General features: G+C 44.6%; 26 protein-coding genes. 17 read left to right on the top strand and 9 right to left on the bottom strand.

The features are described 5' to 3' along the window. Window positions 1-118: 118 nt before the first annotated feature. Genes QQ041_RS17305 through QQ041_RS17345 form a run of 9 tightly spaced genes read left to right on the top strand, consistent with a single transcriptional unit; the run spans window position 119 to window position 7,019 of the window. Entirely contained in the window at window positions 119-520 is a 402-nt protein-coding gene (locus QQ041_RS17305) for an ATP synthase subunit I (RefSeq protein ID WP_048608582.1), read from the top strand. Window position 521: 1 nt separating this feature from the next. Then, the gene (gene atpB, locus QQ041_RS17310; protein ID WP_048608583.1) at window positions 522-1,292 is read left to right on the top strand and encodes a F0F1 ATP synthase subunit A; all 771 of its coding nucleotides are present in this window, start codon (window positions 522-524) and stop codon (window positions 1,290-1,292) included. A 47-nt stretch (window positions 1,293-1,339) separates the two neighbouring features. After that, on the top strand, window positions 1,340-1,576 hold the full coding sequence (atpE, locus tag QQ041_RS17315) for a F0F1 ATP synthase subunit C (protein ID WP_004730405.1): 237 nt from the start codon (window positions 1,340-1,342) through the stop codon (window positions 1,574-1,576). 55 nt (window positions 1,577-1,631) lie between these two features. Further along, window positions 1,632-2,102 (top strand): F0F1 ATP synthase subunit B, encoded by a 471-nt coding sequence (locus QQ041_RS17320; RefSeq protein WP_086713780.1) that lies wholly within the window; start codon window positions 1,632-1,634, stop codon window positions 2,100-2,102. 11 nt (window positions 2,103-2,113) lie between these two features. Beyond that, a complete protein-coding gene (locus QQ041_RS17325; RefSeq protein ID WP_285954599.1) occupies window positions 2,114-2,665 on the top strand; it encodes a F0F1 ATP synthase subunit delta in 552 nt (183 codons plus the stop codon). Window positions 2,666-2,674: 9 nt separating this feature from the next. Then, window positions 2,675-4,216, top strand: a complete 1,542-nt coding sequence (gene atpA, locus QQ041_RS17330) for a F0F1 ATP synthase subunit alpha (RefSeq protein WP_285954600.1) — start codon at window positions 2,675-2,677, stop codon at window positions 4,214-4,216. A 46-nt stretch (window positions 4,217-4,262) separates the two neighbouring features. Next, window positions 4,263-5,132, top strand: coding sequence for a F0F1 ATP synthase subunit gamma (gene atpG, locus QQ041_RS17335; RefSeq protein WP_239718946.1), 870 nt, complete (start codon window positions 4,263-4,265; stop codon window positions 5,130-5,132). A gap of 43 nt (window positions 5,133-5,175) precedes the next feature. Further along, a complete protein-coding gene (gene atpD, locus QQ041_RS17340) occupies window positions 5,176-6,561 on the top strand; it encodes a F0F1 ATP synthase subunit beta (protein WP_086713776.1) in 1,386 nt (461 codons plus the stop codon). 14 nt (window positions 6,562-6,575) lie between these two features. Further along, entirely contained in the window at window positions 6,576-7,019 is a 444-nt protein-coding gene (locus QQ041_RS17345) for a F0F1 ATP synthase subunit epsilon (RefSeq protein ID WP_285954601.1), read from the top strand. Window positions 7,020-7,176: 157 nt separating this feature from the next. On the opposite strand, the gene QQ041_RS17350 is transcribed toward QQ041_RS17345, so the two are convergent. From QQ041_RS17350 to QQ041_RS17370, 5 genes are all read right to left on the bottom strand, one after another. Beyond that, the gene (locus QQ041_RS17350) at window positions 7,177-7,713 is read right to left on the bottom strand and encodes an RNA-binding S4 domain-containing protein (protein WP_137000968.1); all 537 of its coding nucleotides are present in this window, start codon (window positions 7,711-7,713) and stop codon (window positions 7,177-7,179) included. A gap of 117 nt (window positions 7,714-7,830) precedes the next feature. Continuing rightward, window positions 7,831-9,453 (bottom strand): microcin C ABC transporter ATP-binding protein YejF, encoded by a 1,623-nt coding sequence (gene yejF / locus QQ041_RS17355; protein WP_285954602.1) that lies wholly within the window; start codon window positions 9,451-9,453, stop codon window positions 7,831-7,833. 9 nt (window positions 9,454-9,462) lie between these two features. After that, complete coding sequence (locus QQ041_RS17360) at window positions 9,463-10,485, bottom strand: ABC transporter permease (protein WP_048608646.1); 1,023 nt, start codon at window positions 10,483-10,485, stop codon at window positions 9,463-9,465. A 31-nt stretch (window positions 10,486-10,516) separates the two neighbouring features. Continuing rightward, window positions 10,517-11,605 carry a microcin C ABC transporter permease YejB gene (locus QQ041_RS17365; protein ID WP_004730359.1) on the bottom strand — a complete coding sequence of 363 codons (1,089 nt, stop codon included), beginning with the start codon at window positions 11,603-11,605 and terminating at the stop codon, window positions 10,517-10,519. A 12-nt stretch (window positions 11,606-11,617) separates the two neighbouring features. Beyond that, entirely contained in the window at window positions 11,618-13,513 is a 1,896-nt protein-coding gene (locus QQ041_RS17370) for an extracellular solute-binding protein (RefSeq protein ID WP_285954603.1), read from the bottom strand. A gap of 394 nt (window positions 13,514-13,907) precedes the next feature. Between QQ041_RS17370 and QQ041_RS17375 the strand changes: the two genes are divergently transcribed. Then, entirely contained in the window at window positions 13,908-14,951 is a 1,044-nt protein-coding gene (locus QQ041_RS17375) for an endonuclease/exonuclease/phosphatase family protein (protein ID WP_285954604.1), read from the top strand. A 150-nt stretch (window positions 14,952-15,101) separates the two neighbouring features. Here the strand turns inward: QQ041_RS17375 and QQ041_RS17380 are convergent, their stop codons facing one another. Beyond that, entirely contained in the window at window positions 15,102-15,719 is a 618-nt protein-coding gene (locus QQ041_RS17380) for a porin family protein (protein ID WP_048663435.1), read from the bottom strand. A 405-nt stretch (window positions 15,720-16,124) separates the two neighbouring features. On the opposite strand from QQ041_RS17380, the gene QQ041_RS17385 reads away from it, so the two are divergent. The 7 genes from QQ041_RS17385 (at window position 16,125) to QQ041_RS17415 (ending at window position 22,880) form a co-directional block, all read left to right on the top strand. Then, window positions 16,125-16,439 carry a winged helix-turn-helix domain-containing protein gene (locus tag QQ041_RS17385; protein ID WP_285954605.1) on the top strand — a complete coding sequence of 105 codons (315 nt, stop codon included), beginning with the start codon at window positions 16,125-16,127 and terminating at the stop codon, window positions 16,437-16,439. Between the two features lie 201 nt (window positions 16,440-16,640). Beyond that, window positions 16,641-17,060 carry a D-ribose pyranase gene (gene rbsD / locus QQ041_RS17390; protein WP_146490154.1) on the top strand — a complete coding sequence of 140 codons (420 nt, stop codon included), beginning with the start codon at window positions 16,641-16,643 and terminating at the stop codon, window positions 17,058-17,060. 62 nt (window positions 17,061-17,122) lie between these two features. Next, entirely contained in the window at window positions 17,123-18,628 is a 1,506-nt protein-coding gene (gene rbsA, locus QQ041_RS17395) for a ribose ABC transporter ATP-binding protein RbsA (RefSeq protein WP_285954606.1), read from the top strand. Further along, window positions 18,625-19,611 carry a ribose ABC transporter permease gene (rbsC, locus tag QQ041_RS17400; RefSeq protein WP_017082395.1) on the top strand — a complete coding sequence of 329 codons (987 nt, stop codon included), beginning with the start codon at window positions 18,625-18,627 and terminating at the stop codon, window positions 19,609-19,611. Before rbsA ends, rbsC begins: the two co-directional genes overlap by 4 nt. Before the next feature lie 127 nt (window positions 19,612-19,738). Then, window positions 19,739-20,617, top strand: a complete 879-nt coding sequence (gene rbsB / locus QQ041_RS17405) for a ribose ABC transporter substrate-binding protein RbsB (protein ID WP_048660336.1) — start codon at window positions 19,739-19,741, stop codon at window positions 20,615-20,617. Between the two features lie 239 nt (window positions 20,618-20,856). Further along, the gene (gene rbsK, locus QQ041_RS17410) at window positions 20,857-21,783 is read left to right on the top strand and encodes a ribokinase (protein WP_285954607.1); all 927 of its coding nucleotides are present in this window, start codon (window positions 20,857-20,859) and stop codon (window positions 21,781-21,783) included. Between the two features lie 95 nt (window positions 21,784-21,878). Next, window positions 21,879-22,880, top strand: a complete 1,002-nt coding sequence (locus QQ041_RS17415) for a substrate-binding domain-containing protein (protein WP_285954608.1) — start codon at window positions 21,879-21,881, stop codon at window positions 22,878-22,880. A gap of 86 nt (window positions 22,881-22,966) precedes the next feature. On the opposite strand, the gene QQ041_RS17420 is transcribed toward QQ041_RS17415, so the two are convergent. From QQ041_RS17420 to QQ041_RS17430, 3 genes are all read right to left on the bottom strand, one after another. Next, complete coding sequence (locus QQ041_RS17420; RefSeq protein ID WP_285954609.1) at window positions 22,967-23,758, bottom strand: carbon-nitrogen hydrolase family protein; 792 nt, start codon at window positions 23,756-23,758, stop codon at window positions 22,967-22,969. A 118-nt stretch (window positions 23,759-23,876) separates the two neighbouring features. After that, a complete protein-coding gene (locus QQ041_RS17425; RefSeq protein WP_285954610.1) occupies window positions 23,877-24,299 on the bottom strand; it encodes a lysozyme inhibitor LprI family protein in 423 nt (140 codons plus the stop codon). 38 nt (window positions 24,300-24,337) lie between these two features. Beyond that, a complete protein-coding gene (locus QQ041_RS17430) occupies window positions 24,338-24,985 on the bottom strand; it encodes a hypothetical protein (protein WP_285954673.1) in 648 nt (215 codons plus the stop codon). Window positions 24,986-25,054: the final 69 nt, after the last annotated feature.

The raw sequence follows: 25,054 nt of genomic DNA on the forward strand, positions 1-25,054 counted from the left end.
ACCAGCAAGGGTTTTTCTTTAAAGCAAATCAAGTGTTATTAACAAGTGAAATGTAGTAACAAGTTAAATTTAAACTGTGTTTTATATTAACTTACACTGTTTAACATAAGGTTTTATTATGAGGCTTAATGGGATTAGTAGCGACATCCTTGTTGCCGCTAAAAGAGTTGTTCTCTGCCAAATAGTATTAGCCATCGGTGTAGTTTTATATGAAGTGTTTTTTGGTAATAAGGTAGATATGGAATCATCAGCTTTGGGCATCGTAATTGCGATGTTGCCACCGCTGTTTGGATTTATATATGCAAGCCTAAAGGTGCGTAAGAACCCTAATTATAGTTTACGTGACTTAATGCAAATGAGTCGTGTCGTAAAAATAACATATACGTTTTTAATGTTTATCTTGGCATTCCAGTTCTTCAAACTGGATAACCCAGTAATATTATATGCGTACATATTTACTATGGTTGGATACTTCTTAACACCATTTATTACCGCCTCTAATAGATCGGAGTACGCGTAGTATGGATCAAGTCACTACCGCTCACGAATACATAGAGCATCACTTAACCTTCTTAACTACAGGTGATGGGTTCTGGGCGTTTAACATTGACTCGATGTTGGTATCTTGGATTACAGGTTTACTTTTCATCGGTGCATTTCGGTATGTAGCCACTCGTGGCACTAGCGGCGTTCCAGGTCGTTTTCAATGTTTTATCGAGCTTGTCTTTGACTTCGTTAATAATCTCGTCAAAGAAATTTTTCAAGCAGAAGATAAATTAATAGGACCACTGGCATTAACCACTTTTGTTTGGGTGTTGTTAATGAATGCAGTCGACCTATTACCCATTGATTTAATCCCGGGGTTAACCCGAGCTGTAGGTCTAGAGCACTTTAGAGACCTACCAACAGCAGACGTAAATATACCAATGTCGATGGCACTCGGTGTTTTTATTCTACTGTTAACCTATACATTTAAAAATAAAGGTTTGAAAGGCTTTATCAAAGAGCTAACTACTCAGCCATTTGATAACCCTCTTTTATATCCTGTTAACTTAGTTCTTGAATTAATAACATTAATTTCAAAGCCAATATCACTAGGTTTACGATTATTCGGAAATATGTATGCAGGCGAGATGATATTCATCCTTATTGCACTAATGCCTTGGTGGATGCAGTGGGCACTGAGTGTACCTTGGGCCTTATTCCACATATTAATCGTATTCTTACAAGCATTTATATTTATGGTACTGACCGTTGTTTATTTAGGAATGGCAACAGAAGAACACCACTAATTAATAACTACAAAAATTAACTAACAAATTATTTATCGGAGATACAAATGGATATCGTAAGCGCAGTTTTATATGTAGCAGGTGCATTACTGATCGGTTTAGGTGCAGCAGGTGCAGCATCTGGTATTGGTAACTTAGCAGGTAAATACCTTGAAGGTGTTGCGCGTCAACCAGACCTAACTCCAATGCTTCGTACTCAATTCTTCATCATGATGGGTCTTGTGGATGCTGTACCGATGATCGGTGTTGGTATCGGTCTATACATCATCTTCGCTGTGGCTTAATCAAACAGCTTTGAAAAGATCGATTTATACATAATCAAGATTTAGTGAGGAAGGTATGAACTTAAATGCAAGCATGTTTGGACAAGCAATCTCATTCGTGATTTTTGTTTGGCTCTGCATGAAATATGTATGGCCCCCTCTCACCGCGATGTTAGACGAGCGCCAAAAAGAAATCGCTGATGGTTTACGCCACTCAGAGAACGCTGCGAAAGAGCTAGAACTAGCAAAATCCAATGGCGCACAACTCATCGAAGATGCAAGAAAGAATGTGACTGAACTGATTGAACAAGGCCGAAAACGCCGCAACGAAATCATCAGCTTAGCGCAACAAGAAGCCGAACAAGAAAAGGCACGCATCTTAGAACAAGGTAGAGCTGAGCTAGAAGGCGAACGCCAAAAGATACGCCGTGAACTTCAGGCGGATATGGCAGACGCAGTGATTCAAAGTGCACAGAAATTGATTAGCAAAAATCTAGATTCCGCAACGAACCGCGCGCTGGTTGACCAAATGATTAGCGAACTCTAAGGAGAGGCAATATGTCAGATTACACCAATATTGCTCATCCCTACGCCAAAGCATCGTTTGAATTTGCTTTAGGTGAGAACCAGTTACAAGAGTGGCACTCAATGCTGTCCATTCTTGTGACTGTCGCGGAAGAAGAAACAATCGCTAGTCAGATTTCGTCTGCAGAAGGTGCTCCTACACAACAAACCGAAGAGTTGGCAAACCTCATCATTCATATTTGCCAAGGCCTCGTTGATGACCACGTCATTAATCTCATTCGAGTCTTGGCCGAGAACGGCCGCCTTTCTGTTGTAAGAGACCTGTTTGAATTGTTCTGCGAGCTAAAGGACGAACATGAACGTGTAGTGCCTGTCACTGTCACCAGTTCAGAAATGCTGACACAAGATCAAGTTACGTCATTAACAGCTGCACTTGAAAAGAAATTAGAGCGTCAGGTTGAAATGAAGCAGGTTATTGATGACACGCTAGTGGGTGGAATGGTCATCAAGGCGGGTGAAACCGTGATCGATGGTTCGTTAAACACATCAATTGACCGATTGGCTCATCAACTTCACGCGAGATAGGTAACAATTATGCAATTAAATTCAAATGAAATCAGCGATCTAATCAAAGAACGCATCTCGAAATTTAATGTGAGCACCGAAGCTCGCAACGAAGGCACTATCGTATCGGTTCGTGATGGCATCATCACAATCAATGGCCTTGCTGACGTCATGCAAGGCGAGATGATTGAACTACCTGGTGGCAAGTACGCACTTGCACTTAACCTAGACACCCACTCTGTTGGCGCGGTGGTAATGGGTCCTTACATTGACCTTTCTGAAGGCATGAAAGTGAAAGGCACGGGTCGCATCTTAGAAGTACCGGTAGGTAACGGACTCCTGGGACGTGTAGTGAACACCTTAGGTGAACCGATTGATGGTAAAGGCCCAATAAGTTGTGACCGTCTTGACCCAGTAGAAGTCATTGCACCAGGGGTAATTGAACGTAAGTCTGTAGACCAGCCAATTCAGACTGGCTATAAAGCTGTAGATACCATGGTACCTATTGGTCGTGGTCAACGTGAGCTGATCATCGGTGACCGTCAGACAGGTAAAACCGCTTTGGCAATCGATGCGATCATCAACCAAAAAGATTCTGGCATCAAATGCGTGTATGTGGCAATTGGTCAGAAAGCATCAACCATCGCTAACGTTGTTCGCAAGCTCGAAGAGCACGATGCACTTAAAAACACCATCGTGGTTGTTGCATCAGCATCAGAATCAGCAGCGCTGCAATACCTAGCACCCTACGCGGGTTGCACCATGGGTGAATACTTCCGTGACCGCGGTGAAGATGCACTGATCATTTATGATGATCTATCCAAACAAGCGGTAGCGTACCGTCAAATCTCATTGCTACTTAAACGCCCACCGGGTCGTGAAGCCTTCCCTGGCGACGTATTCTACCTTCACTCACGCCTACTAGAACGTGCAGCAAGAGTGAATGCAGAGTATGTAGAAAAGTTCACTAACGGTGAAGTTAAAGGCCAAACTGGCTCATTAACCGCGCTTCCTATCATTGAAACTCAAGCGGGTGACGTGTCTGCGTTCGTACCAACCAACGTAATCTCAATCACTGACGGTCAGGTTTTCCTACAAACCCAATTGTTTAACTCAGGTCTACGTCCTGCAGTCGATCCGGGGATCTCAGTATCTCGTGTGGGTGGTGCGGCACAGTGCAAGATCATCAAGAAATTGTCTGGTGGTATCCGTACTTCATTAGCTCAATACCGCGAGCTAGCGGCATTCGCTCAGTTCTCTTCTGATTTAGATGAGATGACCCGAAAACAACTCGACCATGGTGAGCGTGTAACCGAATTAATGAAACAAAAGCAATACTCTCCTATGTCGGTCGCTGAGCAAGCAACGGTTATTTACGCAGCAGAGAAAGGCTATCTCGCGGGTGTTGAACTAAACAACATAGCCTGTTTTGAAGAAGAGCTGATCGCTTACGCCAAAGGTCAAAACCCAGCATTATTCGACAAAATTAACGCGACTGGCGATTACAACGACAACATCGAGAGTGCTCTTAAAGAGATTCTAGATGGTTTTGTTGGAATGAAAGCTTGGTAAGTGCTCCGGTTTGTTAGCTGGAAATCAAAACAAATAGGAGCAGATTATGGCAAGTACTAAAGAAATTCGCACCAAGATAGCCAGTGTTAGTAACACTCAGAAAATCACCAGTGCAATGGAAATGGTTGCAGCAAGTAAGATGCGCAAAGTTCAAGACAACATGACGCAAACGCGGCCTTACGCCGAGAACATGCGCCAAGTTATCTCTCATGTCGCATCGGGTTCACTGGAGTACCAGCACCCATACCTGCAACAGCGTGAACCAAAGCGTGTTGCTTACATCATTATCTCGTCCGATCGAGGCTTGTGTGGTGGCTTGAACTCAAACTTGTTCAAGAAAGTGTTAGAGGAAATGGAGCAATGGCGCACTAAAGGAGTCGAGGTAGAGACAACCTTAATTGGCTCGAAAGCTATCTCGTTCTTCCAACGCGGCGGCAATGTCATCGCGCAAACGTCAGGCCTTGGCGATACACCTAAACTAGAAGACATTTTAGGTACGGTAAATGCGATGTTAGGGCATTACGACGAAGGCAAAATCGATAGCTTGTATCTCGTTTACAACCAATTCGTCAACACCATGGTTCAAGCGCCAACGACGTTACAATTGCTCCCCCACCCTTCAGAAGCTGAGGCTGGTAGTGAGCCTAAAAAAGCGCGTCGTTGGGACTACATCTATGAGCAAGCGCCCAAAGACATACTCTCAGAACTGTTACATCGATACATCGAATCACAAGTGTATCAAGGCATCGTTGAGAGTATAGCCTGTGAGCAAGCAGCCCGAATGGTCGCCATGAAAGCGGCAACCGATAATGCAGGCCAACTCATTGATGATTTGCAGTTGGTATATAACAAAGCGAGACAGGCTGCGATTACCCAAGAGCTGAGTGAAATAGTCTCAGGTGCCCAAGCTGTCTAGGGGCAGAAAAGAGTGGGTCAGAACAGAATTTGAGGATTTAAGAATGAGTGTTGGAAAAATAGTTAAAGTAATCGGCGCTGTGGTTGACGTCGAATTCAGCGGCGGCAACAGCCCTCGCGTTTATGATGCATTGAAAGTCACCAGCGACGAAGCAAGCTCGCTAGTATTGGAAGTTCAGCAACAACTTGGCGGCAACATCGTTCGTTGTATTGCTATGGGTACATCTGATGGCTTGCGCCGCGGCCTAACCGTTGAAAACACAGGCTCTCCAATCACAGTCCCTGTAGGCGAAGAAACGCTAGGCCGAATCATGAACGTGCTTGGTCAACCTATCGATGAGTGTGGTGAGATCGGTCAGAAAGAAAGCTACGAAATTCACCGAGAAGCCCCCTCTTATGAAGAGCAAGCCAACAGCACAGAGCTTCTGGAAACAGGTGTTAAGGTTATTGACCTTATTTGTCCTTTCGCTAAGGGTGGTAAAATCGGTCTGTTCGGTGGTGCGGGTGTAGGTAAAACCGTCAACATGATGGAGCTTATCAACAACATCGCTAAAGCTCACTCAGGTCTTTCTGTATTTACTGGTGTTGGTGAACGTACTCGTGAAGGTAACGATTTCTACTACGAGATGAAAGAAGCTGGCGTATTAGACAAAGTTGCCATGGTTTATGGCCAAATGAACGAGCCACCTGGAAACCGTCTACGTGTTGCACTTACTGGCCTGACTATGGCTGAGCGCTTCCGTGATGAAGGTCGTGACGTACTGTTGTTCATTGATAACATCTACCGTTACACGCTTGCGGGTACAGAGGTTTCAGCACTATTAGGTCGTATGCCTTCCGCGGTAGGTTACCAACCAACGCTGGCTGAAGAGATGGGTGTGCTTCAAGAACGTATCACTTCAACTAGACAGGGCTCTATCACGTCTATCCAAGCAGTATACGTACCAGCGGATGATTTGACTGACCCCTCACCTGCAACAACCTTTGCTCACTTAGATGCGACCGTTGTACTGTCTCGTAATATCGCTGCATTGGGTCTGTACCCTGCGATTGACCCGTTAGATTCGACGTCTCGTCAATTGGATCCTCTCGTGGTTGGTCAAGAGCATTACGACATTGCACAAACAGTTCAAACAACGTTGCAACGCTACAAAGAGCTAAAAGACATCATCGCGATTCTTGGTATGGATGAGCTTTCAACTGAAGATAAACAGATTGTATCTCGTGCTCGTAAGATTGAACGTTTCTTAACTCAGCCTTACCACGTAGCAGAAGTGTTTACCGGTCAGAAAGGTGTCTTTGTACCGCTAAGCGAAACACTAAGAGGTTTTAAAGGTCTGTTAAGCGGCGAGTATGACGACATCCCAGAGCAAGCGTTCTTGTACTGTGGCTCTATCGACGAAGTGCTTAAAAAAGCAAAATCACTCTAAGAGGTAGGTGCACCATGGCTATCGGAATTACAGATAATACATTTCAACTTAATATTGTAAGTGCGGAAGGTACGCTGTTTTCAGGTCCAGCGTATGCTCTAGCCGTTTCTGGCTCGGATGGTGAGCTGGGTATCCGCCCCGGTCACTCCCCGCTTCTCAGCAAAATAAAACCGGGCGTAACAGTGTTTGTCACAGACCCTAAATCAGAGGGGCAAGTGCTTTATGTCTCTGGTGGGATGCTTGAAGTTCAACCCGATGTGGTAACAGTTTTGGCCGATACTGCCTTGCATGGTAAAGACATTGACCGCGCTCGTGCAGAAGAAGCGAAATATGCAGCTCTAGAAAATATCAATAAGGGCAATGTAGACATCAACTTTGCACAAGCTCAGCTTGAACTAGCAAAAGCCGTTGCTCAGCTTCGCGCATCAGAACTGACGTCTTCTCGCACTCGACACTGAGAATAAGCGTTATTGGCCGTTAGCTGTGCTAGCAAACAAATACAAAAAAGGCTCACTAAATAGTGAGCCTTTTGATATCTGCTTAACGAAAAACCTAGGTTTAACGTTGCTTGATTTTCAAACGAATAGTTTTAGAGCAGCAATTTAGAGCTATAGCTTAGAAGAATTCAATCGAATTACGGCCGCTTTTGTCGTCACGAGTTGGCTTTGGCGTATCCGCTTTCTTTTTCGGTTTCTTCTCTTTTTTCTCTTTCTTCGGTTCAGCCTTTGCGCTTAGCATTTCAGCTTTGCTTTTCTTAGACTCTTTCTTCTTAGAATCCTTTTTAGACTGACCTTTCTTCGCCTTGTTGTCTTTTTTAGGCGCGTCTTTCTTTTTCGGCTTTTCTGATTCTTCTTGTACTGGTTGATCACACACCACTACATAGTATTCTTGGTTGAATTCAAAGAAGTCGCCATCGTACATTTTACGACGCTTACGCGTTTCCAGCTCACCATTTACCGCTACATAGCCTTCAGAGATGATGTGCTTAGCTTCACCGCCACCACTCACTAGGTTAGCAATTTTAAACACTTTGTAGAGTTCGATTGGCTGAGACGATACATCAATACCAATTGCTTCAATCTCAATCTCTTCGCCTTCTTCGCCAAGCTCTTGGCCTTCGTAATCAGCGTCTTCGTAATGTTCTTGGTCCATGGTGACCTCTACCTAAATATGTACTTCTGAAATATTGGGCGCAGTGTAATCTTAAAACAACTAAATGACCATGTTGAATTGATCAGGTCATCATTTACTTTAGTGCTAACACCTACGCTATAGAGCACCACCAACATTCGAGAGGCTGACAAGTTGCTTAGTATATTCATGTTGGGGATTGCCAAACAAAGTCTCAGTGTCACCCTTCTCTATTACCTCACCGGCTTTCATTACTATGGTGTAGTGACACAAGGATTTCACGACATTCAAATCATGGCTGATGAATAGATAGGTCAGACCGTACTTTTCTTGAAGTGACTTCAGCAAATCCAGAACTTGAGCTTGAACGGTTCTATCTAGTGAGGACGTAGGTTCATCTAACAAGATAAACTCTGGCTTAAGAATCAAAGCACGAGCAATAGCAATACGTTGCCTTTGCCCGCCAGAAAACTCGTTCGGATAACGATGGCGAGTTTCAGGATCGAGGTCGACCTCTTTCATTACTTCACAGATGCGTTGGTCGAGTTCATGCTCATCCAATTGTTGATGCACTAACAAGCCCTCACCAATCACCTGAGCGACTGACATTCTTGGGTTCAACGCAGAAAACGGATCTTGAAATACAACTTGCATACGGCTTCGAAACGGCAACATTTGTTGTCGATTTAAACCTTGAATTTGTTCATTCGCGTAGGTAATCGACCCTTCGCTATCCACCAGCTTTAATATCGCCATTCCAGTTGTTGATTTACCAGAACCACTCTCACCTACTAGACCGATTGAGTGCCCCTTTTTCAAGGTAAACTCCATATCGGTAACGGCTTTGACGTGTGAAACCGTACGCTTGAATAAACCGCCCGTGATCGGGAACCAAACTCGAAGTTGATCCACATCGAGTAGAGGCTTGCTATCTGGTGATACAGGAACAGGTAAGCCTTTAGGATCAGAGTTAATGAGCTTTTGAGTGTAAGGATGAGTTGGTGCGTTGAACAATGTTTGGCAATCGTTACTTTCAACCAAACGACCATCTTTCATTACCGCGACTCTGTCGGCAATCTTACGAACGATACTTAAGTCATGAGTAATGAAGAGCATCGCCATGCCGAGTTCTTGCTGCAAGTCTTTGAGAAGATCAAGGATCTGCGCTTGTACCGACACATCCAATGCTGTTGTAGGTTCATCAGCAATAAGCAGCTCTGGCTCATTGATCAGTGCCATCGCTATCATTACACGCTGACGTTCGCCACCAGACAACTCATGCGGGTAAGCTGAAATCTTTTGCTCAGGGTAGCGAATACCCACCTTAGAAAGCCACTCTATCGCCAAGGCTTGCGCTTTATTGGTTCGCATACCTCGGTGAATCGCGAGGGTTTCAACAAGCTGTTTTCCAATTCGATGAAGCGGGTTCAATGAAACCATAGGCTCTTGGAAGATCATGCCGATGCGACCACCACGAATCCCGCGCAGTTGCCTTTCTGAACAACTCAGAATATCGGTACCAGAGAAGTTAATCTTACCGTTTAAGTAGTGCGACGAGCCTTTAGGCAGCAGTTTTAACACTGAATTAGCGGTAACCGATTTGCCTGAACCACTCTCGCCCACCAACGCTAATGTCTCACCTTTGAATATTTCCAACGAGACATCGTGAGTCACTTGTTCTATAGAATCTTTACGTCCAAACCCTACCGACAATTTGTCGATGGTTAGAACTGGAGAAGCAGGCGTTGTATTTGAAGTCATAACCTATCCTTACTTCTGTTGATGTGGGTCGAAGGCATCACGTACTGCTTCACCAACGAAGACAAGTAACGTCAACATCAGTGAAAGTACGACGAAAGCAGAAATGCCAAGCCAAGGCGCTTGCAAGTTAGCTTTACCTTGCGCCAATAGCTCACCTAATGAAGGCGAACCCGCAGGAAGACCAAAGCCCAAGAAATCTAACGAAGTTAACGTGGTCACTGAACCTGAAAGAATAAACGGCATCATGGTTAACGAAGCGACCATCGCGTTGGGTAGCATGTGACGAAGCATAATGCGTTTGTCATCAACACCCATCGCTTGCGCGGCTCGTACGTAATCAAAGTTTCTACAGCGTAAGAATTCAGCTCGAACAATCCCAACCAAACTCATCCAACTGAATAGCACCATAATTCCAAGCAGCCACCAGAAGTTCGGCTCTATAAAACTCGACAGAATGATCAACAAGAATAAGGTCGGCATACCAGACCACACCTCAATGAAGCGCTGCCCGAATAGATCAACCCAGCCACCGTAGTACCCTTGTGTTGCACCGACAACCACACCTATCACGCTCGACACAATCGTCAGAATAAAACCAAACAAAACAGAGATACGGAACCCATAAATGATGCGAGCTAATACATCTCGCCCTTTATCATCGGTTCCTAACCAGTTGACTGAATCAGGTTCCGAAGGCACAGCGCCTGAAATATCGAAATTTATCGTGTCGTAGCTAAAGGGAATGATTGGCCACACGATATAACCACTGTCTTCAATGAGTTCGATAACATACGGGTCTTTGTAGTCGGCTTCGGTTTCAAACTCACCACCAAATTCCGTCTCGGCGTATTCATTGATGACGGGCACAAACCACTGATTATCATACGAAACCAATAATGGTTTATCGTTGGCAATGATCTCAGCGAACAAGCTCAATCCAAACAATATGGTAAATATCCAAAGGGAGATAAAACCACGCTTGTTTGCTTTAAAACGTAACCAACGAGCTTCAGCTAAAGGGTTGTTAAACATTTATTATCAATACCTTGTTATTCATTCGCCATTAACGCGCTTCAAAATCAATTCGAGGATCAACCCAGGTATACGTCAGGTCGGAGATAATGCTCAGCACCAAGCCAAGTAAGGTCATAATATACAGAGAGCTAAATACCACGGGGTAATCTCGCTGAATGGTAGACTCAAAGCCAAGTAGACCAATGCCTTCGAGTGAAAACATCACTTCAATCAACATAGAACCCGTGAAGAAAATACTAATAAATGCGCTTGGGAAACCGGCAATAATGATCAACATCGCGTTACGGAAAACGTGCTTGTAGAGAATGCTGCTCTCGTCCAAACCTTTCGCTCTCGCGGTCACCACATATTGCTTATTGATTTCATCAAGGAAGGAGTTTTTGGTCAGCATGCTGAGCGTGGCGAAGCCGCCGATGACCATGGCGAAAATAGGCAACGCTAAGTGCCAGAAGTAGTCGCCAATTTGCTGATACCAGTTAAGCTGGTCGAAGTTACTCGAGACTAACCCGCGCAATGGGAACCAACTGAAGTAGTTACCACTCGCGAATAAGATAATCAGAATAATCGCAAACAAGAATCCCGGCACCGCATAACCAACAATCACCACCGCACTCGACCAAATATCAAAGCGCGAGCCGTGATGTATCGCCTTCATGATGCCTAAGGGTATCGAAATCACATAGATGATTAACGTACTCCACAACCCTAAGGAAATGGAGACAGGTAAACGCTCGATGATTAAATCAATCACGTTGCCGCCCTTAAATAGGCTTTCACCAAAATTAAAGGTCGCGTAATTTTTCAACATATCGAAGTAGCGGACGTGAATCGGCTTATCAAAACCAAATTGCTTTTTGATCTCTTCTACCACTTCCGGATCAAGCCCGCGAGAGCCTTTATAACCACTGGCAGACGCTTGGTCACTTTCGCTTAAATCAACTTCTTGTCCACCACCAGAAAAGCGCTCCATGATACCGGAGTTGTGCCCTTCTAACTGAGCCACGGCTTGCTCTACCGGACCACCTGGCGCGATCTGAATAATAAAAAAGTTGATGGTGATGATCGCCCACAGCGTGGGGATCACCAACAGTAAACGCCGAAATATATACGCGGCCATGCTAACTAACTCCTAGCGACGTTTTTCAGGAAGCAGAGCTGCCTTCTCTTCCGAAATCCACCATGTATCGATGCCTAAATCGTATTTAGGTAATACATCCGGACGCTCAAACTTGTCCCACATTGCAACGCGATATTCGCCAACGTGCCATTGAGGGATGTTGTAGAAATTCCACTGCAATACTCGGTCTAGTGAGCGACCTAAAGTCAGGAGCTTTTCTGGGTTCTGTTGGTTGCTCGCGATTTGTTCTGTCAACGCGTCAACCACTGGATCCATCACACCTGCAGTATTGTAAGTAGAATCAATGTAGTTAGAGTTCCAAACAATCATTAAGTTCGGGCTAGGATATGGGTTTGCAGAAAATGACGAAGACACCATATCGAAATCACGATCACGAAGGCGCTTGATGTACTGAGTCGTATCTATGGTACGGATCTTCATTTCGATACCCATGCGCTTCAAGTTCTTCTGAACAGGCGTTGCAATACGTTCCGTAGTTGGGCTGTAAATCAACAACTCAAATGACAGCGGCTTGCCGGTCTTTTCGTTAGTCATGACTTTGTCTTTCAGCACCCAACCCGCCTCTTTCAACAATTTGAAAGCTGTACGCATTTGGCTACGAATACGGCCGCTACCATCGGTGACCGGAGGTTGGAATTCTTCTGCGAAAACTCTCGGTGGAATCTGATCTTTGTATTGAGACAGTAACGCTACTTCAGCTTCGCTTGGCAAGCCTTTCGCTTCATAGTCGGTGTTTTGGAAGTAACTGCGAGTACGTTTGTATTGACCGTAGAACATGTTCTTGTTCATCCACTCAAAGTCCATCGCGTAGGTTAATGCTTCGCGCACCTTAGGATCAGAAAACACAGGGGATTGAATGTTGAAGACAAAACCTTGAGTCGTTTCAGGCTTCTCATGGTTAATCTCTTCTTTGATGATGTAGCCTTTGTCGAAGTTCGCGCCTGTATAAGAGTTTGCCCAAAACTTAGCCGAGTTCTCAGTTCGAAGATCGAACTCCCCTGCTTTGAAGGCTTCCAGCATTACGGTGTCGTCACGGTAGTAATCGTATTGCACTTGCTTGAAGTTATTACGACCAACGTTAACGGGTAGATCGGCTGCCCAGTAGTTTTCATCTAAACCGTAAGTCACGCTTTGACCCGATTTATAGCTGATGATCTTATATGGGCCACTTCCTACAGGTGGCTCACTTAGAGGCTCAGACAGTTTTCTGTCTTTCCAATAATGCTCTGGTAATACGCGGGTACTTTGGGCAAAGCTAAACAACTTCTCGCGGTTTGGCTTATCCATCTCAATACGGACCACTAAATCAGAAACCGCGGTAACTGATTTAATTTCTTTGTAATACACACGGTACTGAGGCACACCCTCTGTTGAAAACTTATTAAAGGTAAATGCCACATCATGAGCCGTAATAGGCTCGCCATCATTGAATCTAGCTTTTGGGTTGATATCGATTTCCATCCAAGTGAAATCACTGGCGTAGCGAACCTTTGAAGCGATCAATGGATAATAAGCATCAATCTCGTCGCTCGGAGAAAACATCAAGGTATCGTAGATCTCTCCAGTATAACTTGCAGCAACGCCGCGAGAACCGAATCGATTAAAGCTATCGTAAGTACCTATGCTGCCATAAGTCACTTTGCCCTGCTTTGGCGCATCAGGATTAACGTAATCAAAGTGAGTGAAGTCGGCTGGATATTTTGCTTCGCCAAAACCAACCAGTTGTGTGGTTTCAATTACGGTGACAGCAGGTGTTGATTCGGTATCAGAAGCGTGTGTAACGGAGGGATATAGAGCAATAAGCGGCAGCATGACTGCACATGACTTCAAATTAGACCTGAAAAACTGAGTGCGCTGCGAGGCTTTGCTTCGGAAATCTGTTCCCATTTGACTCTCCCTTCAAATGTTATGAATTCGATATTCAACTTGATTAACCGGCTTTGAATGCACACCGTTAAAACAAGTATAGGTTCAAATCTAACATCATGTAATAACTAATAAAACCATCAGCACTCCATCTCTGACGGTTTATTTACAAATTACTCGTCACCGCTCGAAGTTATAGGATGCCGTTAGCTTTGATTACGTTGATTAGTTTAGTGGCGTTGGAAAGTACGGGGGAAGGCAGAAGCACTTATATTAGTCTAGCGTGAATGACACAAGCCTCCACGGCTTAAATTCTCTTTAATTCACTTCTAAAGTGAAATTTAGGTTCTAAATAATCAACAAACTATACTTTACTGGAGTATCCTTGCTGCCTAGGTCTAAATGGAATGACACTTTGAACAAACCAAACCAGATAACATTCGCAACGTTCAACCTTTTGAACTATCTAGAGCCACCGAATGCTTATTATGATTTTGAGAACATCTACAGCTTCGAAGAATGGCAAAAGAAGCAACATTGGATGGCTGAAGCGATTCGTTCATTAGATTGTGATGTGATCGGCTTCCAAGAGATATTTAGCCCGCAATCTTTAGAACAATTGATGAATGAGCTTAGTTACCCTCACTTTGCAGTGGTCGATAGCGCACATGTTGAAGATGATTACCTGTACACCTCTCCTGTCGTTGGTATTGCATCGCGCTATCCAATTGAAAACGTGCAGCCTGTTACGCCAGATTCGAAACTACTGACAGCATTCAACCTTAGCGACAAATTTTCATTCAACCGAACGCCTGTCCACGCGACCATTACTCTGCCTCACTTAGGCGCGACCGATTGTTATGTTGTGCACTTCAAATCTCAGCGTCCGACCGAACCCAAATCTGAACCGCTAGATTCCAGTGGCAGTTCAACAGATAAAAAGCCGCAAAGCGACGCCTTGGTTAAGCTTCATCAGGAACAACTAGGATCGTGGTTATCGAGTGTTCAACGTGGTCTAGAAGCTCAAATGCTGCATAAATACATCACCAATCAACGCTACCAAACTGATCAACCAGTTGTATTGATGGGCGACTTTAACAAGCCCCTATTCAACGATGAGTTCAAAGGGTTACTCAGCTATTCATTGAATCGAGATGAAGCGAGCAAACATTGGCTATTACATTTCCGATTAAGAGACAGTTGGGATCTCTATCATCAACTGCATGAAGAAGACTTGCTTGAGCAGCGTAAACCAACCCATTACTACGGTGCTTCAGGGTCTGTACTAGATTACATTTTGATGTCGAACGAGTTTGATTGCCAGAACTCATCAAGCTTGATGGAGATCTCTCGCTACACAGTGTTAGAGCATCACCTGATCAATCCAAGCTTTGAACACGACCAATTCAGTACTGATCATGCCGTCGTCTCTGTTACTGCGCATATCCGTGAAGCCTAGCGATTCGATGATGTTCTCACTCAAGATTCACCAAAGATAAGCATTAAAAAAGCCGCAGTTCAAAACTGCGGCTTTCCACTTTAGCCAAACGGGTTGAGCCAACCGACGCCCCATTTAGAAACCGATTTACCGTTTAACAAAGTGTGAAACTTAGAAGGTGTACATCGCACCAAGGTAGAACGAATCAAGTACAACTGTCTTTTCAGTTTTATATCCATAGTCATAACTATCAACATTAAAAGCATCAGCCTCATACGCTAATCGGAAGCTCAACGCAGACATGGTTGGTGGCGTGTATTCAACCCCAACTCCCATGCGGATTCCATCACCAGTATCATCAAATCCATTACCTGATGGTCGCGATCCATCTGCAAGCTCCATATCTAAGTCAATCGTAGATAAACCAATCGTACCAAATGGACGCACGCCATTATCAAACGTGTAGCCAAGGTTAGCCGTTACAGAAAAGATTTGAGGTGTCCAAGTGAAAACCTTGTCTCCAGAATTGGTTTTAAGAGCAATATCACCAAAGTCTGTATATTGAGCCTCAATCGACACAATGCGGTTAAACTTGTAACCAGCAATTAACCGGTAAGTATTGTCTTCTGCTTTAAAAGTAACAGGAGCTTGAGAATCAATTAACCCTCCATCATCAATACCAGAAGTACCGATTGCACCACCTAGATAAAAACCACTATCGGATGCCATTACATTGCTTGCCGCCACGGCTGACATCAGCGCGATGCTTAAAATTAATTTGTTGTTCATTACTGCTTGACCTTACTTATTGCAAATCAAGATTGTTACGCCTTCCTCTGCTGCACAATCTTGTTAGAGTTATCCGACACCCCGTCGAATTCGCAAGCAGGTTAAGCTCACAGAAAACAAAAAAATAAATAAAAATGTAATCACTTTGTCATTTCAAACAACACAATCAGTAATACCCAAATAAACACATGAATAATAAAGAAATAAAAATACGTCTTTTCTAAATAAAACCTTCAACTCAATTTTCAAACCATCCCATTTTTAGATTTTATTTGCGCAGACTTACGAACGCTTACTTTCAAGAGTGGTGTTATTTCGCATAATCCGCGCGCTTTGAATTACTAGCACCCCTAACGAACTACCCAATCAATCTCCACCATTCAAAAGAAGACGAACAGAAACACGATGACCCACACCATAAACCTCAACGGCTTAACCCTTGATATCGACGCTCGAACTATCACTAACTCACAGGGAAACAAAATAACGTTGCGCCCTCACCTTTTGGCAGTGCTCTGTTTGCTGATAGAAAATATTGGAAGGCCGGTTTCAAGAGAGCATATTGTTGATGTGTGTTGGGACGGGCATCTCTCGTCACCTCATGCTCTGGCTAATGTGGTTTATAACCTACGCAATGTCTTCGCGCGATTGAGAACACCAAATGTCCAGATAATAACCATCAGTAAGTTTGGCTATGTGCTATCAATTGAACCAACGTAGCCAAATTTATGCAATCAATGGCGTTGACTGAGATCACCAAAAAACACACCATCGAAACGTTTCGATGATCGTTATCACACTCTAAAACAATCAAACGTGCAAATGATAAATCAGACACTATTATCACTATCGAAACGTTTCGATGGCTTTTTCTTGAGTTGTTCTCAACCCATTAAGCGTTATTTTTTGATAGGTCGTGATATGAAAAAAAGTACTCTAATAAACTCTGAACTCTCTTACCTAGTGGCGACGCTTGGCCACACAGATGAAATCACGATTTGTGACGCGGGCCTGCCGATTCCAGACCACGTAACTCGCATTGATCTTGCACTGACTCATGGTGTACCGAGCTTTCAACAAACAGTAAAAACCCTATTAGATGAATCTCAAATTGAAGGCGTTGTGATTGCAGAAGAGTTTGCGAAAGTAAGCCCAGAACATCACGCATCACTGATTGATTTAATCAAGACAGAAGAAGTACGTTGTGGCAAATCGCTTTCGATTACTTACATCACTCATGAAGAATTTAAACAGCGCACCCATGATAGCCGTGCAGTGATTCGCACTGGGGAATGTACACCATACGCAAATGTTATTTTCCAAGCTGGCGTAACGTTTTAAAAAAAAGCTAAACCAAACACAGACACAACCAAATACAACTGGCCCCGAGTAAAGGAACCGACATGACTCAAGCCATTTTAGAACTTAGCTCAATTGAGAAAGCCTTCCCTGGTGTTAAAGCACTGGATAAGGCAAGCCTCAACGTTTATCCAGGACGCGTAATGGCGTTAATGGGTGAAAACGGTGCGGGTAAATCAACACTAATGAAAGTGCTTACGGGTATCTATCACTTGGACGGCGGCACTATCGCCTACCAAGGAAAACCTGCAGCATTTAAAGGGCCGCGTGATTCTCAACAAGCAGGTATTAGCATCATTCACCAAGAACTGAATCTAATCCCTGAGTTAACCATCGCCGAGAACATCTTCTTAGGTCGTGAAATCACGAGCACCATGGGTCGCATCTTGTGGAACGAGATGTACCAAGAAGCCGACAAACTACTTAAACGCCTTAACGTGAAACACAGTTCGAAAACACCTTTAGGGCAATTGAGCCTTGGTGAGCAGCAAATGGTAGAGATCGCGAAAGCCCTATCGTTTGAGTCTAAGGTCATCATTATGGATGAGCCGACCGATGCACTAACTGATACCGAAACTGAATCTCTGTTTAAGGTCATTAACGAATTGCGTTCTGAAGGCTGTGGCATTGTTTACATCTCTCACCGCTTGAAAGAGATCTTTGAGATTTGCGATGACATCACGGTACTTCGTGACGGTAAGTTCATCGGTCAGTGTGAAGTAAAAGACACCGACGAAGACGGCCTAATTGAGATGATGGTTGGCCGTAAGCTAGACGAACAATATCCACGTATCGGACAAAGCCACGGTGAAACCTGCCTTGAGGTGATCGGCTTGACCGGCTCTGGTGTTCACGATGTGAGCTTTACGCTAAAACGCGGTGAAATCTTAGGTATATCTGGCCTGATGGGCGCTGGTCGTACCGAACTGATGAAAGTGATTTACGGTGCCCTTCCAAGTGAGCGCGGCGTCATCAACCTAGAAAACAAAACCATCAACCCTGTAAGCCCGAAAGATGGCTTAGCCAATGGTATTGCTTACATCTCTGAAGATCGTAAAGGCGACGGCTTGGTTCTCGGGCTTTCTGTTAAAGAGAACATGTCGCTATGTTCGCTTGATCTACTGACAAAGAGCGGTCAAATCCAACATAAAGACGAAGTGATTGCGGTTGATGACTTCATCAAGCTATTCAACATCAAAACCCCGACTCGCGAACAAATTATTGGCAACCTATCTGGTGGTAACCAACAGAAAGTGGCTATCGCAAAGGGCTTGATGACCAAACCAAAAGTACTGATTCTCGACGAGCCAACACGTGGTGTCGATGTCGGTGCTAAGAAAGAAATTTACCAACTCATTAATAAATTTAAAGCCGACGGCATGAGCATTATTTTGGTCTCATCTGAAATGCCAGAAGTGTTAGGAATGAGTGACCGCATCATGGTGATGCATGAAGGCCGTGTAAGCGGTGAATTTGATGCTAAAGAAGCAAACCAAGAATTATTACTGGCGTGTGCGGTCGGTAAAAAGATCAACGAGGACGCAGCATGAGTACTAAAACCATGAGCAAAACAACTGAAGCTCCAAAGAAAAAACCGTTAATCAGCAAAGAGTGGCTGATTGATCAAAAGTCATTGATTGCTTTGATCTTCCTGATTGTTGTCGTTTCTTTCTTAAACCCGAACTTCTTTACTGTCGACAACATCCTGAACATTCTGCGCCAAACTTCGGTTAACGCGATCATCGCTGTGGGTATGACGCTGGTTATCCTAACCGCGGGTATCGACTTGAGTGTTGGTTCTGTACTTGCGCTTTGTGGTGCATTCGCAGCCAGCATGATTGGTATGGAAATCCCTGTGATGATCGCAGTGCCAACCGCTCTTGTAGCAGGTGCAGCATTGGGAGCTATCAGTGGTGTAATTATTGCCAAGGGTAAGGTTCAAGCCTTCATCGCAACGCTTGTGACCATGACGCTACTGCGCGGCGTAACCATGGTTTACACAGATGGTCGTCCTATCTCAACTGGCTTCACAGACACAGCAGACGCATTCGCTTGGTTCGGTACCGGCTATGCAATGGGCATCCCAGTTCCAGTATGGATCATGGTCGTGGTATTCGCAGCAGTATGGTACCTACTTAACCACACACGCTTTGGTCGCTACGTATACGCTCTTGGTGGCAACGAATCCGCAACTCGCCTATCAGGCATCGACGTAGACAAAGTAAAAATCGGCGTTTACGCAATCTGTGGTCTGTTAGCAGCAGTCGCAGGCATCATCGTGGCATCGCGTTTGTCATCAGCTCAACCAACCGCAGGTATGGGTTATGAGCTAGACGCTATCGCAGCCGTGGTTCTTGGCGGCACAAGCTTAGCGGGTGGTCGTGGCCGCATCATGGGCACATTGATTGGTGCATTGATTATCGGCTTCCTAAACAACGCCCTAAACCTATTAGACGTATCTTCTTACTACCAGATGATTGCAAAAGCAGTGGTTATTCTTCTGGCGGTATTGGTCGACAACAAAAACAAATAAAACCTATTCACACTCTAGGTTAATACAAGTAACACCCTGCTTTACCTTTAAATATTAGAATCTATAAATAATGTAACTACGAGCTAGGACTCACCTCCTAGCTCACCCTACACAAAGGACTTACACCATGAAAAAATTAGCGACTCTTATTTCTGCTGCTCTTCTTTCTACAACAGTATCTGTGTCTGCACAGGCGCAAGATACAATGGCAATCGTTCTGTCTACATTGAACAACCCATTCTTCGTAACCATGAAAGATGGCGCAGAAGCGAAAGCTGAAGAGCTAGGCTACAAGCTTATCGTTCTTGATTCTCAAAACGACCCAAGCAAAGAGCTTTCGAACATTGAAGATCTAACCATTCGTGGTGTTAAGGCAATCCTGATTAACCCAACAGATTCAGATGCTGTGTCTAACGCAATTCGCATGGCTAACCGCTCTAACATCCCAGTACTAACACTAGACCGTGGCGCAAGCCGTGGTGACGTAGTGAGCCACATCGCATCTGATAACGTAATCGGTGGTGAAATGGCGGGTCACTTCATTATGGAAAAAGTGGGCGAAAAAGCGAAAGTAATTCAACTTGAAGGCATCGCAGGTACTTCTGCAGCTCGTGAACGTGGTGAAGGCTTCATGAACGCGGTAAACGGCAGCGGCCTAGAGCTTCTAGCAAGCCAACCTGCTGATTTTGACCGTACTAAAGGTCTGAACGTAATGGAAAACCTACTTGCAGCGAACCCAGACGTTGAAGCAGTATTCGCTCAGAACGATGAAATGGCACTAGGTGCACTTCGCGCAGTTCAAGCATCTGGTAAAGACGTAATGATCGTTGGCTTCGACGGCACTGAAGACGGCATCGCAGCAGTTAACCGTGGCCTACTTGGCGCAACCGTTGCACAACAGCCAGACCTAATCGGCTCTCTAGGTATCGAGATGGCAGACAAAGTGCTTAAAGGCGAAACAGTAGACGAGTACGTACCAGTACCTCTAAAAATCATCGCTAAGTAACTCTATTTAATCACTCAGTTTAGCGCTGGAATCTAATTTAAGCAGGGAGTCCCCTATCTCCCTGCTCATTAGCTCGCTGGCTCAAGACCAAAAACAAAAATACCGACAGTGCATCGCTGTTTCTCATACGCCGTCTAACAAGGCGAGCGATTTACGTAACGAGAATTAACGTAATGTGAATTAACGTAATGAGAAAGACCCATGCATTTTCAAATACGATATATCATAAGGCTCGTATCATGACTCAACTGATTGTTTTAGGTAGCGTTAACGCTGACCACGTACTGCAAGTTCCTTCGTTCCCTCGTCCGGGTGAAACCTTGATTGGCGGTAACTATCAGGTCATTCCTGGCGGTAAAGGCGCAAACCAAGCGGTCGCTGCTGCGCGATTAAACGCAGATATCGGCTTTATCGCTTGTGTCGGTGACGACCCATTTGGCATCAACATCCGTCAAGATTTCGCCAAAGACGGCATCAACATCGACGGTGTTATCGTTGCAGACAACACCCCGACTGGCATTGCGATGATCCAAGTATCCTCAACAGGTGAAAACAGCATTTGTCTTTCAGCTGAAGCCAACAACAAGCTGACTTGCGATCAAATCGAACCACATCTAGAGAAAATTCGTGGTGCTAAGTACCTGCTGACTCAACTTGAAACACCGATTGAAGGCATTGAATACGCAGCAAAAGTGGCAAAAGAAAGCGGAACTCGCGTCATTCTAAACCCTGCACCTGCTCGCCCACTATCGGATACCTTGTTAGCGTGTGTTGATGTGATTACACCTAACGAAACCGAAGCAGAAGTTCTGACTGGCATTACCGTGACAGACAATGAATCGGCTCACCAAGCTGCTTTGGCTCTGCACGCTAAAGGCATCGAGACGGTAATGATCACGCTTGGCGCTAAAGGTGTTTGGGTAAGTAAAAACGGTGAAGGTGAATTGATCGCAGGCTTCCGCGTAGAAGCAACAGACACCACCGCAGCCGGAGACACCTTCAACGGCGCGTTAGTGACAGGCTTACTTGAAGATATGCCATTAGAACGAGCGATTAAGTTTGCTCACGCTGCGGCGGCAATTTCAGTGACTCGTTTTGGTGCTCAAACCTCTATTCCAAGCCGTGCTGAAACAGACGTGTTTTTAGCAGAACGTTTATCGGCTTAGTCGTTAGTTTTCAAACTAGAAATAACTAAGCATAAGCCCCTGTTTTCAGGCAGAATATCGCGCAGCGTGGCAAGTTACTCCCACAAGGATTTTTTATGGCAACAATGAAAGACATCGCTCGGCTAGCAAAGGTTTCAACTTCAACCGTTAGCCATGTGATCAACAAGTCACGTTTTGTCAGTGAAGAGATAGCTGAGCGTGTTAACAGTGCGGCTAAAGAACTCAACTACGCGCCTTCTGCATTAGCTCGTAGCTTGAAAATGAAGCAAACCAAAACTTTGGGCATGTTAGTTACTACCTCGACCAACCCATTCTTTGGTGAAGTAGTGAAAGGGGTTGAACGTCGTTGCTACGAAAAAGGCTACAACCTCATATTATGTAACACCGAAGGCGACAGCGAGCGTATGAAATCGTCTATCGATACTTTGCTGCAAAAGCGTGTCGATGGCTTAATGCTGATGTGTTCAACCCTTGAAGGTGAACATATCGATGTGTTTGAACGTTACCCAGAACTGCCAGTTGTGGTTATGGACTGGGGCCCTATGCTGTTTGCCAGCGACAAGATCCAAGATAACTCGCATCAAGGTGGCTACATGGCAACGAAGCATCTAATCGATAATGGCCATTCTCAGATTGGTTGTATCACAGGCCCACTGCACCGCAACCAAGCTTCGTCTCGTTATCAAGGCTTCAAGCAAGCGATGGAAGAAGCAAATTTAGAGATCAACCCTAATTGGATTGTAGAATCGAACTTCGAATGTGATGGCGGCTTTGATTCTTACCAAACATTGAAAGCGCGTGGTGGAATGCCTAGCGCACTGTTTGTTAGCAATGATATGATGGCAATGGGTGTGATTCATGCGGCGGCGCAAGATGGCACATCGATTCCGAATGATCTGTCTATTATTGGCTACGATGACATCCACCTGTCGAAGTACATGACACCGGCGTTAAGCACTGTCCACCAGCCAAAACATCGTTTGGGTAAAGCCGCTGTAGACACGCTATTAAACCGACTCGAAACACCGGATGCGTATCCTCAAGTTGTTGAACTGGAACCGACGTTAGTGGAACGAAGCAGCGTAAAAGCAATATAGCGCTCTTTCAACAGACCAAAGCAGCAGACTAAAACAACAAAGGGGCAAGGTTATCTAACCTTGCCCCTTTTCGATCCTACGCCATTCTAACGACTCAACGCAGACGTTATCTGCTCTATTTCTTCTAACACATCAACGCCGTTATATTGAGGAGCAAGAGATAGGTCTTGAATGCTCACCGTTTCAACCGACTGTTTATCCGAACATTGAAGTACTAAGTCTCCCTTTGGTGAATAAACTCGGCTTCCACCACGGTACGTTGCGGTAAACGCATCAACCACATCTTGCCCAACACGGTTACACGTTACAATGTGGCAACCTTCTTCTAATGCCCTCGCCTGCCCAATGGCAAAACTGTGGTGACCACCAAAGTTGGCTGGATGAAGAATAACGTCGACCGACTGATAAGATCTCATGATCTCTGGGAACCAAATATCGAAGCAAATCGCGACACCAAACTTTAAGCCTTTGTGCTCAAACATTAGGTGTTCATCCCCTCTCGAGAAATACTGCTTATCGAATTTGGTTTGACTGACTTTTCGGTATTTATGGCGTAGCCCCGTTCCATCAATAACAGCAACGCTATTGTAATATTGACCTTGGTCTTCCTCTGCAATACCAGCAACAATCAAGGTTTCATGCTTTGCTGATAATCGCGACAAAGAATCAATAGTCTGGCTATTGGCGAAGTTTTCACTCAGCTCATGAACTTCTGACGCTTGGTTAAAGATGTAACCCGTAGAGAACAATTCTGGTAGCAAAGTAATGTCACCGACAGAGGCTTGAGCATCTAAAAGATCCGAAACCAGAGCGAGGTTTTTCTGTTTGTTTTTGTATTCAACTTCAAGCTGAACAAGAGTGATACTGACATCATTCAAAATCGAATCCTTACTGGGTAACACAAATCAGACGCAGAGTAAGGGAATCCCCCTTCTCTTTCCTGCTTCAAGCCAAATCGTTGAAGCAAGCGCACACTCTCAAGGCTGTTTGGCTTATCTAATCCACCAACTTAGGTTCAGGTAATACAGGTGGCGTGCTGTCCATGTAAGTTAAGAAGTTTTCCCACACTTCATGTGTGCGTTGCTTGGTTAGCTTAGTCTTACAAGAAAGCGCCATCAGCCCACGGATAGAACCGTCACGCCATTGGGTATACACAGAGTCACAATGCGCTGTCATATAGGCTTGCCAACTCTCCTGCGCGCTTTTGATTGAACTGACTAGCTCAGCATCATAAGAGTTGTGTTCAAAGCTGGCTGCTAAGTATTTCTCAAGCTCCAACTGCGCCGATTCAAGCTCAAGTGCGGCACAGTGATTAATCTCTAGCGTGTTCATTGCATTCTCGCAATCGACAACATCATCTGATGCTAATGCTAGCAAAGGCATAAACGTTAATAACACGATCGATAAAAGCTTTTTCATTGTCTTTTCCTATTCCCAAAGCATATATATGAGACCTATTAATGCCGCGCGTTGCGAATCTTATCTATATGAGCGGCCAATGTCCGATAGCTACGTTTGGGGTTGTAACACAAGATGACGAAGGCATATAACCACAGAGCAAGCAGCATGGAAAATAAACCCGACTGGAGACCATCTAGGTACACCTCAGGTAGCAAGTCGATGACCTTTTGATAGCGCTCAGGTGAAATGGTTGCCTTACTGCTTATCAAATCATACGTTAAGCTTGCTGGCCACATAAAACTCCAAACCAAAAACCAAGATACGCCCGCGACAGGAACTAAGCTCAGTAAAGGCTTAAGTTGCTTAACAGGAAAAATAAAATACAAAAGCATCATCAAATACAGAGCAGCCAAAAATAAACTCCACGCATTAGCATAGACTTCAAAAATCCAATAACGCTCCTCGACGTACATGATTAAGACTGCCGCTCCCAGCACACTCAGAGACAATAACTTCCCTGCATATCTCGTTCTGGAAAACCTGATGAGTACATAGCCAATCAAAAGAAGGAAGCACGAAAGCCAAGCTAGCACTTCTGGTTTGGTCTCTAAAAAGCGAGGGGCTGCGGTATTAGACAAGATAAAGATCGCGTAGGTAGGAGCAATCATTAAATACGCGATGAACACACGCACCAACATCCAAATCATATTTTTTATCATTACGCTCAAATCCACCCACTCGCGTTGTTTCAAAAATTACAGGCCTCAATTTGA

Source organism: Vibrio sp. TMPB1044, from assembly GCF_030442075.1.
GTDB classification, from domain to species: Bacteria; Pseudomonadota; Gammaproteobacteria; order Enterobacterales; family Vibrionaceae; genus Vibrio; species Vibrio satsumensis.

Excerpts from the sequence above, each read along its gene's own strand:
- atpA (WP_285954600.1), top strand. The coding sequence starts at position 2,675 with ATGCAATTAAATTCAAATGAAATCAGCGATCTAATCAAAGAACGCATC.
- QQ041_RS17370 (WP_285954603.1), bottom strand. The coding sequence starts at position 13,513 with ATGGGAACAGATTTCCGAAGCAAAGCCTCGCAGCGCACTCAGTTTTTC.
- QQ041_RS17365 (WP_004730359.1), bottom strand. The coding sequence starts at position 11,605 with ATGGCCGCGTATATATTTCGGCGTTTACTGTTGGTGATCCCCACGCTG.
- rbsD (WP_146490154.1), top strand. The coding sequence starts at position 16,641 with ATGAAAAAAAGTACTCTAATAAACTCTGAACTCTCTTACCTAGTGGCG.
- atpB (WP_048608583.1), top strand. The coding sequence starts at position 522 with ATGGATCAAGTCACTACCGCTCACGAATACATAGAGCATCACTTAACC.
- QQ041_RS17320 (WP_086713780.1), top strand. The coding sequence starts at position 1,632 with ATGAACTTAAATGCAAGCATGTTTGGACAAGCAATCTCATTCGTGATT.
- QQ041_RS17350 (WP_137000968.1), bottom strand. The coding sequence starts at position 7,713 with ATGGACCAAGAACATTACGAAGACGCTGATTACGAAGGCCAAGAGCTT.
- QQ041_RS17380 (WP_048663435.1), bottom strand. The coding sequence starts at position 15,719 with ATGAACAACAAATTAATTTTAAGCATCGCGCTGATGTCAGCCGTGGCG.
- QQ041_RS17385 (WP_285954605.1), top strand. The coding sequence starts at position 16,125 with ATGACCCACACCATAAACCTCAACGGCTTAACCCTTGATATCGACGCT.
- QQ041_RS17325 (WP_285954599.1), top strand. The coding sequence starts at position 2,114 with ATGTCAGATTACACCAATATTGCTCATCCCTACGCCAAAGCATCGTTT.
- atpE (WP_004730405.1), top strand. The coding sequence starts at position 1,340 with ATGGATATCGTAAGCGCAGTTTTATATGTAGCAGGTGCATTACTGATC.
- rbsK (WP_285954607.1), top strand. The coding sequence starts at position 20,857 with ATGACTCAACTGATTGTTTTAGGTAGCGTTAACGCTGACCACGTACTG.
- rbsC (WP_017082395.1), top strand. The coding sequence starts at position 18,625 with ATGAGTACTAAAACCATGAGCAAAACAACTGAAGCTCCAAAGAAAAAA.
- rbsA (WP_285954606.1), top strand. The coding sequence starts at position 17,123 with ATGACTCAAGCCATTTTAGAACTTAGCTCAATTGAGAAAGCCTTCCCT.
- yejF (WP_285954602.1), bottom strand. The coding sequence starts at position 9,453 with ATGACTTCAAATACAACGCCTGCTTCTCCAGTTCTAACCATCGACAAA.
- atpG (WP_239718946.1), top strand. The coding sequence starts at position 4,263 with ATGGCAAGTACTAAAGAAATTCGCACCAAGATAGCCAGTGTTAGTAAC.
- rbsB (WP_048660336.1), top strand. The coding sequence starts at position 19,739 with ATGAAAAAATTAGCGACTCTTATTTCTGCTGCTCTTCTTTCTACAACA.
- atpD (WP_086713776.1), top strand. The coding sequence starts at position 5,176 with ATGAGTGTTGGAAAAATAGTTAAAGTAATCGGCGCTGTGGTTGACGTC.
- QQ041_RS17345 (WP_285954601.1), top strand. The coding sequence starts at position 6,576 with ATGGCTATCGGAATTACAGATAATACATTTCAACTTAATATTGTAAGT.
- QQ041_RS17305 (WP_048608582.1), top strand. The coding sequence starts at position 119 with ATGAGGCTTAATGGGATTAGTAGCGACATCCTTGTTGCCGCTAAAAGA.
- QQ041_RS17425 (WP_285954610.1), bottom strand. The coding sequence starts at position 24,299 with ATGAAAAAGCTTTTATCGATCGTGTTATTAACGTTTATGCCTTTGCTA.
- QQ041_RS17415 (WP_285954608.1), top strand. The coding sequence starts at position 21,879 with ATGGCAACAATGAAAGACATCGCTCGGCTAGCAAAGGTTTCAACTTCA.
- QQ041_RS17360 (WP_048608646.1), bottom strand. The coding sequence starts at position 10,485 with ATGTTTAACAACCCTTTAGCTGAAGCTCGTTGGTTACGTTTTAAAGCA.